This is a genomic window from Streptomyces sp. NPDC001070 (assembly GCF_053598835.1).
Genome location: NZ_JBSFLB010000005.1, coordinates 283,475 through 297,518 on the forward strand (window position 1 = coordinate 283,475; position 14,044 = coordinate 297,518).

A 14,044-nucleotide genomic window follows, 5' to 3' on the forward strand; every position below is an offset into this window, starting at 1 on the left:
GACCCCATGACCGAGCCCGACGGCGAGCGCCCCGAGAATCCGGTACGAGTCCTCCTCGCGGAGGACCAGGGCATGATGCGGGGAGCGCTGGCCCTGCTGCTGAATCTGGAGGACGACATCGAGGTCGTCGCCCAGGTCTCCGCCGGCGACGAGATCCTCCCCACCGCCCTCGGCGTCCGGCCCGACATCGCGCTGCTCGACATCGAACTCCCCCGCCGCAGCGGCCTCGACGCCGCCGCGGAGCTGCGCGAGCGGCTCCCGTCCTGCAAGGTGCTGATCCTCACCACGTTCGGCCGCCCCGGGTATCTGCGCCGCGCCATGGAGGCCGGGGCGTCCGGCTTCCTGGTCAAGGACGGCCCGGTGGAGGACCTCGCCGCCGCCATCCGCCGGGCCCTCGCCGGCCACCGGGTCATCGACCCCGCCCTGGCGGCCGCCGCCCTCAGCGCGGGGCCGAGCCCGCTGACGCCGCGCGAGCAGGACGTCCTCAACGCGGCGGCGGACGGGGCGACGGTGGCCGACATCGCGGCGCGGGTGCATCTGTCGGAGTCGACGGTGCGGAACTATCTGTCCTCCGCCATCGGGAAGACCGGTACCCGGAACCGTATGGAGGCGGTGCGGACGGCGCGCCACAACGGGTGGCTCTGACCGTGCCGCGCGTGCGGCGCCGTTGCGGTTGGGGGCGGGGGTTGCCCGGCGCGTTCAGTGGCCGTGGTGCCCTGTTCGTGGTGGGCCGGGGTCGGGGCCTCCGGGGCCGGCCATTCCGGACCGCACATTTGTGAGGCGGCGGGCCTTTCGGCGTCGGTTCGCGACACAGATAGGTGGCTCGATGAATTTCTCGCGATGGCTCGACATCTATGAGGAGGCGTGGACCGACGGTTCCACCCTCGCAGGACAACCGTGTCCACGCTGTGGACGAGCTGACCTCAACCTGGCCTTCACGGCGCCTAGGGGGGCGTCTCCATACGTCATGGCCGCACTCTGGTGCGGTACGTGTCTCCACGGGATCCACCTCGGGAGATGCCCCAGACCCGAGACCGGGGAGATCCGGAGCCGGGACGACGCGCAGCGTGAGCGGCCCATCCCCAACTACACTCTGATTCCCCCTGAGTAGGCCAAGGCCCCGGTCGTCGCCGACGATCCGAGGGCGGGGTGAACCCGTGGGCGTGTTGTGCGGTGCATTCCCCACGAGCGGACCGCCCCGTTGTACCGGCGCGCTCTGGTGGGGGGAGGGGCCTTCCCCCACCACTCCCACTGGCCGTCTGTCGCCCCAACCGGACGGGCGGGGGTGTGTCTGGGTCCGCCCATGGGGGCACCTCCCAGCGGTAGCGGGGGGAGACGAGCGGCGGACCCGGCGCCGGATGACGTGAGGCAGCGCCGCGAGCGCCGAGGTGGGGGCACCCCCGGCCGAAGGCGGGGGGGGGGAGGACCCCGGCGCGGCACCGACCCCAGACGAACAGAGCGCAGGCCCGCACTGACCGCGCCGGATGGGGGCACCGCCGGCCGAGGACCGGGGGAGGGCGGGAGGGCGGGAGAACTGCCCGCCGCAGGCGCAACGGAGCCGCACACACCCACCGGCCGCAAGCACACCCCGGACCGTTACGCCCCGCAGGGGTACGGCACGATAGGGGGCCATGAGCACGCCACCCCCCGCAGAGGTCCCCGCAGACGCACTGGCCGCCTTCGAGGCCGCGAAGGGCTTCATGCCCACCCACGAGGGCCTCGCCCTCTACGCGGCCGCCGCCGAGGCCGCCACCCGCCTGCCGGGCCTGCCCCTGCTGGAGGTGGGCACGTACTGCGGCCGCTCCACGATCCTGCTGGCCGCCGCCGCCCGCGAGGCCGGGACCGTCGCCGTCACCGTCGACCACCACCGCGGCAGCGAGGAGCAGCAGCCGGGCTGGGAGTACCACGACGCGACGCTCGTCGACCCCGAGGTCGGCCTGATGGACACCCTCCCCACGTTCCGGCGGACCCTGCACGCAGCCGGGCTGGAGGAGCACGTGGTCGCCATCGTGGGCCGCTCCCCGCAGGTGGCGGCCGCGTGGGGGAAGCCGCTGAGCCTGGTCTTCGTCGACGGCGGTCACACCGACGAGCACGCCACCAACGACTACGAGGGCTGGGTGCCGCACCTCGCGCAGGACGGCCTCCTGGTCATCCACGACGTCTTCGCGGACCCGGCCGACGGCGGCCAGGCGCCCTGGCGGATCTACCGGCGCGCGCTGGAATCGGGCGCCTTCACGGAACTCTCCGTGACCGGTTCGCTGCACGTCCTGCGGCGTACGGGCGCCGGGATCTGAGCCGGCGGATAGCATCGCTGACGTGTTCAAGAGGAAAGGCCGCACCACCGTGGTCGTCGTGGCCGCGCTGGTGCCGGCGTGTGCGGCCGCGTGGCTGGTGTGGGACGCGACGAGCGGCCCGGACGATCCCGGAAGGAACGGCGACCTCCCGCAGAGCGTGCGCCCGGCCCCCTCTGCCGTGTCCTCGACGCCGGAGTCCTCCACCGCCGCCAAGCCGCTCGCCGGGAAGGTCGTGGTCCTCGACCCGGGGCACAACACGCGCAACAACCGGCACACCTCCGAGATCAACCGCAAGGTCGACATCGGCACCGCCCGCAAGGAGTGCGACACCACGGGCACCGCGACCAACGCGGGCTACGCCGAGGCCGCGTTCACCCTGGACGTGTCCCGGCGGGCCGAGGCGCTGCTCAAGGCGCGCGGGGCGACCGTGAAGCTGACGCACGACGGGGACCGGGCGTACGGCCCCTGCATCGACGAACGCGCCCGGACCGGCAACAAGGCGAAGGCCGACGCGGTCGTGTCGGTGCACGGTGACGGCTCGGCGGCCGGCAACCGCGGCTTCCACGTCATCCTGCCAGCCGCGCTGCACCGCGGCATCGCCGACACCCGGAAGATCAGCGCGCCCTCGAAGCTGCTCGGTACCGCTGTCAAGCGGCACTTCGCGGCGGAGACCGGCACGCGGCCGTCCAACTACGTCGGCGACGGCACGGGCCTGGACGTCCGCCGCGACCTGGGCGGGCTCAACCTCAGCACCGTTCCCAAGGTGTTGATCGAGTGCGGCAACATGCGCGACTCGAAGGACGCGGCGCTGATGAGCAGCCCGGCCTGGCGCCAGAAGGCCGCGGAGGGCATCGCGGACGGCATCACGGCCTTTCTGGAGGGCCGCGAGTGAGCAGCCGGTGAGCATTGGGTCCCGATCGTGTCACCGAGGCCCATACCGGGCTCACCCGCCGGCAACGGCCCTCATACGATGGGGAACCGCCCGGCGACAGCGACAACGAGACGACTGACAAGGACTCCTAGTGAATAACCGCTCCCTCACCCGAGGAGACGGCGCGGTGATCGGCGCGGCGCTGCTGCTGCTGATCGCCTCGTTCCTGACCTTCTACGCCGCGAAGAACTGCGCCGCGGACGATTGCGCAGTCAGCGCGTGGAAGAGCGAGCTGTTCCCGCTGCTGCCCTCGGTGCACCTCATGGGCCTGATCGCCGCCGGCCTGTTCGTCGCCTCACGCTTCCAGCCGGAGAACCGCAAGGTGCTCGGCATCGGCCTCGCCCACTGGGGCGCGGTGCTGGCCGTCGCCGCCGCCTGGGACGCGCTCTGGTCGCTCTTCAACGGCAACGAGCTCTGGGAACTCGGCGCCGGCGCCTACCTCTCCTTCGTCGCCGCCGCCGCTCTCGCCGCCGCCATGCTGCTCACCCTGCAGGGCCTGCCCGCCCTCAAGGCGCCGCTGCTGCCCGCCCCGCGTCCGCAGCAGGCGCAGGCGCAGCCGTACGGCGGCGGCCAGCCGGGCCAGCCCTACCCCGGTGCGCAGCAGCAGGGCGGGTACGGCTATCCGGGGCAGACCGGCGGTCACGGCGCGCAGGCCGACCAGTCCTTCGGCGGCGGCCAGTACGGCTACCCGCAGGGGCAGCAGCCCCAGCAGCAGCCGCAGCCGCAGCCCGAGTTCGCGGCCTTCTGGTTCGCGGTGCCCGTGGCGCGGCCGTTGTACGCGGAGGACGGCTCGGCCCAGCAGATCGCCGAGCTGACCCCCGGCACCTGGTACCTGGCGGTGGACCAGCGCGGCGCCGCCCTGGTCGCGCAGACCCAGGACGGCCGGCGCGGCGTGCTCCAGGACGTCAGCGGCATCCAGCGCGGCTGATCCCCGGACATCCTTCGCCCCCCACCGGCCCGGCCGGTGGGGGCGAAGTGCTGCCCAAAGCCCAAAGCCCGGGTAAAGAAAGCGCACACACGTTCGTACGCCCAGTAACGTACGCGACTATCCCCCGATCATGTGATCGCCACATCTGCACACGGGAATCTCTGTGAACCTCGGCTTCAGTGCCGAGCCGCTCTTCTCCTGGTACGTCGTACTCCTGATCATCAGCGGCATCGCGATGATCGTCATCGGCGCGGTCGACTCCGCCGGCCTCAGCAAGGGCTGGCGCGCCTTCAACGTGATCGCCGGCCTGGCCTTCACCGGCTACGGCATCTACCTCGGATTCATCTTCGAGGGCGGCGAGTACGTCATCTTCTTCAAGGCGTTCATCCTGCCCGTCCTGATGGTGGTCAACTTCTTCCGCTCGCTGGCCGCCCGGAGCAGCGCCCCCGCCGCTCCGCAGCAGATGGTTCCGGCGCCCCCCGCCTACGGCGCTCCCGACATGCCGCCCCCGCCCGCCGCCCCCGCGGGGAACCCGGCGCAGAACGGCTGAAGCGCGCGTTCGATGGGAGCCGTGTCCCGGGCCGGGCGGTCCGGGACACGGCTCCGTCTCTTCCGGGGCGGGACGTGGTTGCCGTACCGTACGCCTGACGGACCGTCAGAGACGGCAGGAGGCGTGCGCATGCGGCTCGGTCTGGCCCTCGGCTACTGGGGGCGCGGCCCCTCCCCCGACCACCTCTCCCTGGCGCAGGAGGCCGAACGGCTCGGCTACGACTCGGTGTGGACGGCCGAGGCCTGGGGCTCGGACGTCTTCACCCCGCTCACCTGGATCGCGGCGCACACCACCCGGATCCGGCTCGGTACCGGCATCGCCCAGATGGCGGCCCGCTCCCCCACCGCCACCGCGATGCACGCGCTGACGCTCGACCACCTCTCCGGCGGCCGGATGATGCTCGGCCTCGGCCTGTCGGGACCACAGGTGGTGGAGGGCTGGTACGGCAGGCCGTTCCCGCGCAGTCCGCTGACCGCGACGCGCGAGTACGTGGACGTCGTCCGGCAGGTGCTTTGCCGCGAGGCCCCGGTGGCGCTCGACGGGCGCTTCCATCCGCTGCCGTACGCGGGACCGGACGCGACCGGCCTGGGCAGACCACTCAAGCCGATCACGCATCCGCTCCGCGCCGGCCTGCCGATCCTGCTGGGCGCGGAGGGCCCGAAGAACATCGCGCAGACCACCCGCATCGCCGACGGCTGGCTGCCGCTGTACTGGTCGCCGTTCCGGACGGACGTCCACGAGGTGTCGCTGGCGGACGCCCCCAAGGACTTCATGATCGCCCCGATGGTGCGGGCCCGGGTGTGCGACGACCCGGCGGAGGGCCTGCTGCCGGTGAAGGCGATGCTCGGCTTCTACATCGGCGGGATGGGTGCCGCGTCGCGCAACTTCCACGCCGATCTGATGGCGCGGATGGGGTACGAGGAGGAGGCCCGGCGGATCCAGGAGCTGTTCCTGGCCGGGAAGCGCGAGGAGGCGGTGCGGGCGGTGCCGGACGCCTTCGCGGACGAGATCTCGCTGGTCGGGCCGCGGGAGCGGATCGCGGAGCGGCTGGAGGCGTGGCGGTCGGGCCCGGTGACCGACCTGCTGGTCACCGCGCCCGACCCGGCCACCCTGCGGGTGCTGGCGGAGCTCAGCCGCCGCTGAGCTGCGACAGCGAGGGCACCTTGTCGGTGACCTTGGCGCCCGCGTCCTCACCGGCCGACTTCACGCCGCTGATGGTGTCCTGGAAGGTGCCCACGATGTCGTCCGTGCCCTCGCCGCTGCGCAGTTTGTTGGGCAGGTCCTTGAGCGATTCGATGCCCGCGGTCAGGGGCGCCATCAGTTTGGAGAGGGTCGGGTCGCCCTTGGCGTTCTCGGAGGCGGCCTTGAGCCGGTTGTAGGCGAAGGCACCGGCCAGGCCCGCCTTCACCAGGGCCAGCTTGCGCCCGTCCGCCTCCTTCTTGAACTTGCCGGCGCGGTAGGGCTTGACGATCCACTGGTAGGTCGCCCCGGCAGCCAGCCCGACGTTGGCGACGAAGCGCGTCTTGGCGAGCTTCTGCTTCTCCACCGAGGAGGTGGGACTCGCGGTGCCGCCGCTGCCGGTCTCGCCGGAGTCGCCGCCGCAGGCGGGGACGACGAGGAGCACGCCGGACAGCAGCAGGGCGGTCAGGGCACGGCGCAGGGGCATGGCGGTCTCTCCCGGCAGGATGCGGTGCATGATCGCATCCTGGCCCGGGGGCGCCGGACCGGCCACCGCAGCGGAGCCGTACGGGGCGTCAGGCGGCTGCCGACCGGCGACGTTTCACTCGGCCGATCGGGGCAAGACGGCAGGTATGTCCAGACGATATCGCGGCAATCTGGCGGCCACGGTCATCATGGTGGCCGCAGACGTGGCGGCATTCATCCTGATCCTTTGGATCGTGCTGTGGGTGCTCGACGCCAACCGGGCGAACGACCTCGTGGAGTGGATCCACGACATGGCGTCCTGGCTCGGTGGCTGGGCCCACGACATCTTCTCCACCCGATCCGCATGGGCGCGCACCCTGCTGAACTACGGTCTGCCGGCGGCGGTCTACCTGGTCGTCGGGCATGCCGTGGCGGGCCGCGTCAACCGGGCCTGACGCCCGCTCACCTGCCGGCGCAGCACCCCGCCGCCTCGGGCGCGAGGCCGAGCGGCAGCCGGTCACCGCCGAAGACCGCCGTCGTCGCCTCGTCCCCTCCCAGGGCGGCGACGGCGAGCAACAGGGCCCCGGCCGTCCACGTCGTACGCTCCCGGGGCCACACCGCGGGGCTGCTGCCGGTCTCCGCGTCGCCCTCGAAGACGTACCCGGTCCAGTACATGCCGTCCTCGGCGCGCAGGTGCCGGATCGCGGCGAGGATCTCCACCGCGCGATCGGACTCGCCCATCGCCCACAGGGCGAGGGCGAGTTCGGCGCTCTCGCCGCCGGTCACCCAGGGATTGGGCACGACACAGCGGACGCCCAGACCGGGCACGACGAACTCGTCCCAGCGGGACTGGACGCGCTCCCGGGCGGCCTCACCGCGCAGCACCCCGCCGAGCACCGGGTAGTACCAGTCCATGGAGTAGCGGCCCTTGTCCAGGAACCGCTCCGGGTGATGGGCCACGGCGTGCCCGAGGGCGCCGGTGGCCAGCTCCCAGTCCGGCTGCGGGTCCTCGCGGTACTCGGCGACGGCCAGGGCGCAGCGCAGCGCCTGGTACATCGACGAGCAGCCGGTCAGCAGCGCCTCCTGGGGGTACGTCCCGTCGTCCTCGCGCTTCCAGGCGATCTGGCCGCCGGGAAGCTGGAGTTCCAGTACGTACTCGACGGCCGCGTACAGGACCGGCCACATCCGCTCCAGGAAGGCGTCGTCGCCGGTGGAGAGGTAGTGGTGCCACACGCCGACCGCGATGTAGGCGCAGAAGTTGCTCTCCCGGCCCAGGTCGGTGGGCTCGCCCTCGGCGCCGTCGGCGTAGCCGTAGGCGGCGTACCAGGAGCCGTCCGGGTTCTGGCGCTCGGCGAGCCAGGTGTAGGCGGCCTCGGCGCGCTCGTGCTCCCCGGCGGCGTCCAGCGCCATGGCGGCCTCGACGTGGTCCCACGGGTCGAGGTGGCCGCCGTCGAACCACGGTATGGCGCCGTCGGGGCGCTGGACGGCGAGGATCCCGGCGACGGTGTCCGCGGCCTGCTGCGAGGTCAGGACACCGGGCAGTACGAGGTGTTCGGTCCGCCTCACGCGTCGACGCCCGCCTTCGGGGTGTGCGGCTTGGTGGCGTAGGCGACGAAGCTCTTGCCGATGAGCGGGTTCAGCGCGTTCTCGGCGAGCCGGGTGGCCAGCGGCTTCTTCATGATGTCCCAGACCAGGAGCTTGTGGTACAGCTTCACCGGCAGGGCCCGGTCGTTGTCCACGCCGACGGCGCACTTGATCCACCAGTACGGGGAGTGCAGCGCGTGCGCGTGGTGGGTGCCGTACGGCCGCAGGCCCGCCTCGCGGATCCTGCCCAGCAGCTCGTCGGCCCGGTAGATGCGGATGTGGCCGCCCTCGACCTCGTGGTACGCGTCGGACAGCGCCCAGCAGATCTTCTCCGGCCCGTAGCGCGGCACGGTGATCGCGATCAGCCCGCCCGGCTTGAGGACGCGCACCATCTCGGCGAGCACGCCCTTGTCGTCCGGGATGTGCTCCATGACCTCGGAGATGATGACGCGGTCGAAGCTGTCGTCGGGGAACGGCAGGCTGAGCGCGTCGCCCTCCATGGCGGTGGCGGTCGCCCCGGCCGGGGCCTCGCCGGCCTCCTTCATGGCGGCGAACCACTTGGCGACCTCGCGGATCTCGTCGCCGTTCCGGTCCAGGGCGACCACGTTGGCGCCGCGCCGGTAGCACTCGAAGGCGTGGCGGCCCGCGCCGCAGCCCAGGTCGAGCACGCGGTCGCCCGGGGCGAGCGGGAAGCGGGAGAAGTCGACGGTCAGCACGTGGAGTCTGCTTTCGTCCGGGACGGTGACTGAACGGTGTGCCGCGGGTCCCCCGCGGCCTCGATCGCCGCGTGGTAGTGCTCGGCGGTGCCGATGGCGGCCTGCTCCCAGGTGAAGCGGGCCAGTACGCGTTCCCGGCCGGCCCGGCCGAGGCGGCGGCGCAGCTCGGAGTCGCGCAGCAGCCGGCCCAGCGCCGAGGCCAGCGCGCCCGGGTCGCCCGGCGGCACCGCGAGGCAGGTCTCGCCGTCGGGGCCGGCGACCTCGGGGATGGCACCGCCGGTGGTGGCGACCAGCGGGGTGCCGGTGGCCATGGCCTCGGCCGCGGGCAGCGAGAAGCCCTCGTACAGCGACGGCACGCACGCCACCTGGGCGCTGCGCACGAGGTCGACCAGCTCGGCGTCGCTGATGCCCTTGACGAAGTCGATGGCGCCGCCGAGCCCGTACCGCTCGATCGCGGCGGCCACGGGGCCGTCGTCGGCCCGCTTGCCGACGACGACGAGGTGGGCGTCGGGCTGCTCGGTACGGAGCTTGGCCAGAGCCTCGACGAGGTGGATCAGGCCCTTGAGGGGCACGTCGGCGCTGGAGGTCGTGACGATCCGGCCGGGCACCTCGCGCACGGAGGGGTCGGGCGAGAACAGTCCGGTGTCAGCGCCGATGTGGACGACGTGCACGCGCTCCTCGCGGACGCCGAGGTGGTCCACGATCTCCCGGCGGGAGCTGCCGGAGACGGTGAGCACGGACGGCAGGCGGCGCGAGACGCGCTTCTGCATCCGGGTGAAGCCGTACCAGCGGCGGACCGAGGCCCGGCGCTTCCATCCGTCGGCGGCGTCCAGTTCGAGCTGCCGGTCGACGGTGATGGGGTGGTGGATGGTCGTCACCAGCGGCGCGCCGAGGGCGCGGGTGCCGCCGAGCAGTCCGTAGCCGAGGGTCTGGTTGTCATGGATGACGTCGAACGCGCCGCGCCGGGCCGCCAGGTGCCGGCGGGCGCGGAGGCTGAAGGTCAGCGGCTCCGGGAACCCGCCGGTCCACATCGTGCCGACCTCGAGCGCGTCCACCCAGTCGCGGTACTCCTCGCGCTTCGGGGTGCGGAACGGGTCGGGCTGGCGGTAGAGGTCCATGCTCGGCAGCTCGGTGAGGCGTACCCCGTCACCGACCGCGTCGAGCACGGGGTAGGGCTGGGCGCCGATCACCTCGACGCTGTGGCCGAGCCGGGCGAGTTCCCTGGAAAGATGGCGCACGTAGACGCCCTGGCCCCCGCAGAACGGGTTCCCCTTGTAGGTGAGCAGCGCGATCCGGAGCGGCCTGGCCTCTGCGGTCACTCACGGCCCCCTTCTCACTGCACTTCGGCGGGAGCGTAGCCGCCCGTGCCTTGCTAGAACAAGTTTCAGATTCGGTTACTCAGGAGTTGCCCGAGAGCTTGAAGATACCTGCCCCGGTGTCGGCGTCCTGGGCCGGGACAGGTGATTCGCGCCACGCCCCGCGGGGCCGCGCGGAGCACGGGTTTCCCGGGGCGGTTCGCTTTGTGCGCGTTGCGTGTGTGCGGGTCGTTTTCGCTTTCTGTCGGGGGGTGGGGTGCAGGCGGCAGCCGACCGCGCCGGACACCCCCGCCCCCGCAACCAGAACGCACCCGAACACAGCCCGGCCCCGCATGGCGGCATCGCGGTAATCTGGAAACCGTTTCCGCACGGCGTACGGCACACGGCGCACAGATTCGGATTGGGACAGATGACCGCAGCTCCTCAGCCGTCCCCGGTGCCGCTGACCGAGCGTCAGGAAGCCCGCCGCCGCCGCATTCTGCGCACCAGCGCCGAGCTCGCCGTACGGGGCGGCTTCGACGCCGTCCAGATGCGGGAGGTCGCCGAGCAGTCGAACGTCGCGCTCGGCACGCTGTACCGGTACTTCCCCTCCAAGATCCATCTCCTCGTCGCGACGATGCGGGACCAGCTCGAGCGCCTGCACGAGGCCCTGCGCAAGCGCCCGCCCTCGGCGACGGAGCCGGCCGACCGGGTGGCGGAGACGCTGATGCGCGCCTTCCGCGCGATGCAGCGGGAGCCGCACCTGGCGGACGCCATGGTGCGGGCGCTGACCTTCGCGGACCGTTCCGTCAGCCCGGAGGTGGACGCCGTGTCCCGGCTGACGACCGCGATCATCCTCGACGCGATGCGGCTGGACGGACCGCCGGGGCCCGAGCTGCTCTCGGCGGTCCGGGTCATCGAGCACACCTGGCACTCGGCCCTGGTCACCTGGTTGTCCGGGCGTGCCTCGATCGCCCAGGTGAAGATCGACATCGAGACCGTCTGCCGTCTCATCGACCTCACCGACCCGCGTCGCGCGAGGCCCTGAGGGCCGGTCCGGGCCCGCGCGCCGCCGGGCCGCGTTCACTCCTCGGGCGGGAAGACGGCCTCGCCGGAGTCGGCGAGGGTGATGCTGATGGCCTCGACCGGGCAGCCCTCCGCCGCCGCGAGCAGCGCCTCCGCGGCGTCGGTGTCCGGGACCGCGGGGTGGGACTGCCGGGCGGAGTCGAGGGTGAAGCCGCCCGGCGCGGAGTTCACGCACATGCCCGAGCCGATGCACACGCCCCGGTCGACCTCGATGTGCCAGCGGTCTCCCACGGGGTCAGCCCTCCCAGCCGGCGGGGAGGTGGATCATCTTGTGCTCCAGGTACTCGCCGAGTCCTTCGGGGCCGAACTCCCGGCCGAGCCCGGAGTTCTTGTAGCCGCCGAAGGGGCCGAGCATGTCGAGGCTGAAGGTGTTGACGTTGTAGGTGCCCGTGCGCACCCGGCGGGCGATGTCGATGCCGTGCTCGACGTCGCCGGTCCACACGCTGCCGGACAGGCCGTAGTCGGAGTCGTCGGCGATGCGGACGGCCTCGTCCTCGTCCTCGTACGGCAGCAGGCAGATCACCGGGCCGAAGATCTCCTCGCGGGCGATGCGCATGGAGTTGGTGACGTCGCCGAAGAGGGTGGGCTCGACGTACCAGCCGGTGGGCTGCGCCTGCGGGCGGCCGCCGCCGGTGAGGACCTTGGCGCCCTCCTGCTGGCCCAGGGCGATGTAGTCCAGGGAGCGCTGCTGCTGGCGCCGGGCGACCAGCGGGCCGACCTGGGTGGCGGGGTCGAGGGGGTCGCCGACGACGAGGGCGGAGGCGGCGGCCGCCAGGCGCTCGGCGGCCTCGTCGTAGCGGGAGCGCGGGGCGAGGATGCGGGTCTGGGCGACGCAGGCCTGGCCGTTGTTCATCCAGGCCGCCTGAACGATGCCGGGCACCGCGGTGTCCAGGTCGGCGTCGGCCAGGATCAGCGCCGCGGACTTGCCGCCGAGCTCCAGCGTGACGCGGGTGAGGTTGCGGGAGGCGACCTCCATGACGCGCTTGCCCGCCGTGACCGAGCCGGTGAAGGAGACCTTGTCGACGCCGGGGTGGCCGACCAGGTACTCGCTGACCTCGCGGTCGGCGGGCAGGATCGACAGCACGCCCTCGGGCAGCCCCGCCTCGGCCGCGATCTCGCCGAGCACGTACGCGTCGAGCGGCGACTCCGGCGACGGCTTGAGGATCACGGCGCACCCGGCGAGCAGTGCCGGGGCGAGCTTGGCGGCGGCGGTGAACTGGGGGACGTTCCACGGCACGACGGCCGCGACGACGCCGGCCGGCTCGCGGCGCACGATGATCGGGCCGAGCACCCCGGCGCGCCGTTCCTCCCAGGTGAAGCCGCGCGCCACGGTGATCGCGGCGTCCCACACCATCATCGCGCCGAGCGCCTGGGCCAGCACGCTCCAGGAGTAGGGCGAGCCGTTCTGGGAGCTGATGACGCGGGCGATCTCCTCGTGGCGTACCGCGATCGCGTCCTTGATCCGGGTGACGACGGCGATCCGCTCGTCGAGCGTCATGCGCGGCCACGGTCCCTCGTCGAAGGCCGTGCGGGCGGTGGCGACCGCCCGGTCGACGTCCTCGCGGGAGGCATGCGGCACCCGGGCGAAGATCCGCTCGGTGTGGGGCGAGACGACCTCGATGGTGGCGGTGCCGAGCGGGTCCACCAACTCCCCGCCGATGAAGAGCTGTCCGTGTTCGACGATCGCGTTCCCGTCCATCTGTCCCGTCCCGCCTCTGGCTGATGCCTCGTCAGAAAGTGACTCTGCTTCAGAACTGATACCAGTTCTAGTTATGGTGGGCAATGCATGCGACGCTGCGGAGAGGGGACCTCATGGAGCACGGCGACGGCATCTGGAGCATCCCGGTCCCGATCCCCGACAACCCCCTGGGCCACACGCTGGTCTACGTCGTCGACACCGACCGCGGCCCCGTCCTGATCGACACCGGCTGGGACGACCCCGCCTCCTACGACGCCCTCGCCCACGGGCTCACCGCCCTCGGCACCTCCGTCGCCGACGTCCACGGCGTGCTCATCACCCACCACCACCCCGACCACCACGGCCTGTCCGGCCAGGTCCGCGAGGCCTCCGGGGCCTGGATCGCCATGCACGCCGCCGACACCGCGATCGTCCGCCGGGCCCGCGGCGCGGAGCCGGGGCTGTGGCTGGACTACCTCGCCGCCAAACTCGCCGCCGCCGGCGCCCCCGAGGAGCACCTCGCCCCGCTGCGGGCCGTCCGCGCCGAGCGCCGCGCCGGACCCGTACCGGGACTGCGGCCCGCCCTCCCCGACCGCGAGATCGTCCCCGGCGAGCGGGTGCCGCTGCCCGGCCGCGCCATCCGCGCGATCTGGACCCCGGGCCACACCCCGGGCCACGTCTGCCTCTTCGAGGAGAGCGGCCGCCGCCTCTTCTCCGGCGACCACCTGCTGCCCGAGATCTCCCCCCACATCGGCCTGTACGAGGACCCCGACGAGGCCACCGTCAGCGACCCCCTGGGCGACTACCTCGACTCCCTGGAACGCGTCGCCCGGCTGGACCCGGCCGAGGTGCTGCCCGCCCACAAGTACCCCTTCGCCGACGCCGCCGCCCGCGTGCGCGAACTGCTGGACCACCACACCGCCCGCCTCGCCTCCCTGCGCGCCCTGGTCTCCGCCGCGCCGCGCACCCCCTGGCAGCTCGCCGAGGCCATGCAGTGGAACCGTCCCTGGGAGCAGATCCCCTTCCCCTCCCGCAACATCGCCGTCGCCGAGGCCGAGGCGCACCTGCGCCGCCTGGTCAAACTCGGGCACGCGGAGCCCGTACCGGGATCGGATCCGGTCGCGTACACGGCGGTGTGAGCCAGACCGCACAGGCCGGGCGCTGCACGGGGCCCGGTCCCGGCTAAGGTGTGCTCGACACATCCAAGTCCAATCACGTCCGTGTGGGGGAAGCCGGTGCGAATCCGGCGCTGACCCGCAACCGTGAGCCGTCCCCGCCCGGGGAGGGCCCAGCCGGAGCACCCGCGCGGACGGGAGCGGCTCTTCCGTCGAGGTATAC

Annotated in this window: 15 protein-coding genes and 1 riboswitch; of the genes, 9 read left to right on the forward strand and 6 right to left on the reverse strand. The window is 72.6% G+C overall.

Going from position 1 to position 14,044, the window contains the following annotated elements; all coding sequences use genetic code 11:
* Window positions 1-6: 6 nt before the first annotated feature.
* The 6 genes from ACWDAS_RS08920 to ACWDAS_RS08945 all read left to right on the forward strand — a co-directional run bounded on the left by ACWDAS_RS08920 (window position 7) and on the right by ACWDAS_RS08945 (window position 5,846).
* Window positions 7-645 (forward strand): response regulator, encoded by a 639-nt coding sequence (locus ACWDAS_RS08920; RefSeq protein ID WP_450388171.1) that lies wholly within the window; start codon window positions 7-9, stop codon window positions 643-645.
* Window positions 646-1,631: 986 nt separating this feature from the next.
* On the forward strand, window positions 1,632-2,294 hold the full coding sequence (locus ACWDAS_RS08925) for a class I SAM-dependent methyltransferase (RefSeq protein ID WP_450388172.1): 663 nt from the start codon (window positions 1,632-1,634) through the stop codon (window positions 2,292-2,294).
* 22 nt (window positions 2,295-2,316) lie between these two features.
* Complete coding sequence (locus ACWDAS_RS08930) at window positions 2,317-3,186, forward strand: N-acetylmuramoyl-L-alanine amidase (protein WP_450388173.1); 870 nt, start codon at window positions 2,317-2,319, stop codon at window positions 3,184-3,186.
* A 130-nt stretch (window positions 3,187-3,316) separates the two neighbouring features.
* Window positions 3,317-4,153: a hypothetical protein gene (locus ACWDAS_RS08935; protein WP_450388174.1), complete on the forward strand. Its 837-nt coding sequence runs from the start codon at window positions 3,317-3,319 to the stop codon at window positions 4,151-4,153.
* 163 nt (window positions 4,154-4,316) lie between these two features.
* Window positions 4,317-4,703 carry a hypothetical protein gene (locus ACWDAS_RS08940; RefSeq protein WP_450388175.1) on the forward strand — a complete coding sequence of 129 codons (387 nt, stop codon included), beginning with the start codon at window positions 4,317-4,319 and terminating at the stop codon, window positions 4,701-4,703.
* 129 nt (window positions 4,704-4,832) lie between these two features.
* Window positions 4,833-5,846, forward strand: coding sequence for an LLM class F420-dependent oxidoreductase (locus ACWDAS_RS08945; protein ID WP_450388176.1), 1,014 nt, complete (start codon window positions 4,833-4,835; stop codon window positions 5,844-5,846).
* On the opposite strand, the gene ACWDAS_RS08950 is transcribed toward ACWDAS_RS08945, so the two are convergent.
* Window positions 5,833-6,399, reverse strand: a complete 567-nt coding sequence (locus tag ACWDAS_RS08950; RefSeq protein ID WP_450388177.1) for a hypothetical protein — start codon at window positions 6,397-6,399, stop codon at window positions 5,833-5,835. The genes ACWDAS_RS08945 and ACWDAS_RS08950 overlap by 14 nt on opposite strands.
* Before the next feature lie 115 nt (window positions 6,400-6,514).
* On the opposite strand from ACWDAS_RS08950, the gene ACWDAS_RS08955 reads away from it, so the two are divergent.
* Window positions 6,515-6,802 carry a hypothetical protein gene (locus tag ACWDAS_RS08955; protein ID WP_450388178.1) on the forward strand — a complete coding sequence of 96 codons (288 nt, stop codon included), beginning with the start codon at window positions 6,515-6,517 and terminating at the stop codon, window positions 6,800-6,802.
* Between the two features lie 7 nt (window positions 6,803-6,809).
* Here the strand turns inward: ACWDAS_RS08955 and ACWDAS_RS08960 are convergent, their stop codons facing one another.
* Genes ACWDAS_RS08960 through ACWDAS_RS08970 form a run of 3 tightly spaced genes read right to left on the reverse strand, consistent with a single transcriptional unit; the run spans window position 6,810 to window position 9,966 of the window.
* Entirely contained in the window at window positions 6,810-7,913 is a 1,104-nt protein-coding gene (locus tag ACWDAS_RS08960) for a prenyltransferase (RefSeq protein ID WP_450388179.1), read from the reverse strand.
* Window positions 7,910-8,647, reverse strand: a complete 738-nt coding sequence (locus tag ACWDAS_RS08965) for a methyltransferase domain-containing protein (protein ID WP_450388180.1) — start codon at window positions 8,645-8,647, stop codon at window positions 7,910-7,912. Before ACWDAS_RS08965 ends, ACWDAS_RS08960 begins: the two co-directional genes overlap by 4 nt.
* Window positions 8,641-9,966: a glycosyltransferase family 4 protein gene (locus tag ACWDAS_RS08970; RefSeq protein ID WP_450388181.1), complete on the reverse strand. Its 1,326-nt coding sequence runs from the start codon at window positions 9,964-9,966 to the stop codon at window positions 8,641-8,643. The genes ACWDAS_RS08965 and ACWDAS_RS08970 overlap by 7 nt, the downstream gene beginning before the upstream one ends.
* 406 nt (window positions 9,967-10,372) lie before the next feature.
* Here ACWDAS_RS08970 and ACWDAS_RS08975 point away from each other — a divergent pair, with 406 nt between their 5' ends.
* Window positions 10,373-10,990 carry a TetR family transcriptional regulator gene (locus ACWDAS_RS08975; RefSeq protein WP_450388182.1) on the forward strand — a complete coding sequence of 206 codons (618 nt, stop codon included), beginning with the start codon at window positions 10,373-10,375 and terminating at the stop codon, window positions 10,988-10,990.
* Window positions 10,991-11,025: 35 nt separating this feature from the next.
* On the opposite strand, the gene ACWDAS_RS08980 is transcribed toward ACWDAS_RS08975, so the two are convergent.
* Window positions 11,026-11,259, reverse strand: coding sequence for a ferredoxin (locus tag ACWDAS_RS08980; RefSeq protein WP_450388183.1), 234 nt, complete (start codon window positions 11,257-11,259; stop codon window positions 11,026-11,028).
* A 4-nt stretch (window positions 11,260-11,263) separates the two neighbouring features.
* Window positions 11,264-12,727 (reverse strand): aldehyde dehydrogenase, encoded by a 1,464-nt coding sequence (locus tag ACWDAS_RS08985; RefSeq protein ID WP_450388184.1) that lies wholly within the window; start codon window positions 12,725-12,727, stop codon window positions 11,264-11,266.
* A 113-nt stretch (window positions 12,728-12,840) separates the two neighbouring features.
* Between ACWDAS_RS08985 and ACWDAS_RS08990 the strand changes: the two genes are divergently transcribed.
* Window positions 12,841-13,845: an MBL fold metallo-hydrolase gene (locus ACWDAS_RS08990; protein ID WP_450388185.1), complete on the forward strand. Its 1,005-nt coding sequence runs from the start codon at window positions 12,841-12,843 to the stop codon at window positions 13,843-13,845.
* A 62-nt stretch (window positions 13,846-13,907) separates the two neighbouring features.
* A riboswitch (cobalamin riboswitch) is annotated at window positions 13,908-14,031 on the forward strand.
* Window positions 14,032-14,044: the final 13 nt, after the last annotated feature.

Bases quoted from the DNA above. Each gene is read 5' to 3' on its own strand.
- ACWDAS_RS08955 (WP_450388178.1), top strand. From the start codon at position 6,515: ATGTCCAGACGATATCGCGGCAATCTGGCGGCCACGGTCATCATGGTG.
- ACWDAS_RS08985 (WP_450388184.1), bottom strand. From the start codon at position 12,727: ATGGACGGGAACGCGATCGTCGAACACGGACAGCTCTTCATCGGCGGG.
- ACWDAS_RS08920 (WP_450388171.1), top strand. From the start codon at position 7: ATGACCGAGCCCGACGGCGAGCGCCCCGAGAATCCGGTACGAGTCCTC.
- ACWDAS_RS08945 (WP_450388176.1), top strand. From the start codon at position 4,833: ATGCGGCTCGGTCTGGCCCTCGGCTACTGGGGGCGCGGCCCCTCCCCC.
- ACWDAS_RS08990 (WP_450388185.1), top strand. From the start codon at position 12,841: ATGGAGCACGGCGACGGCATCTGGAGCATCCCGGTCCCGATCCCCGAC.
- ACWDAS_RS08975 (WP_450388182.1), top strand. From the start codon at position 10,373: ATGACCGCAGCTCCTCAGCCGTCCCCGGTGCCGCTGACCGAGCGTCAG.
- ACWDAS_RS08950 (WP_450388177.1), bottom strand. From the start codon at position 6,399: ATGCACCGCATCCTGCCGGGAGAGACCGCCATGCCCCTGCGCCGTGCC.
- ACWDAS_RS08925 (WP_450388172.1), top strand. From the start codon at position 1,632: ATGAGCACGCCACCCCCCGCAGAGGTCCCCGCAGACGCACTGGCCGCC.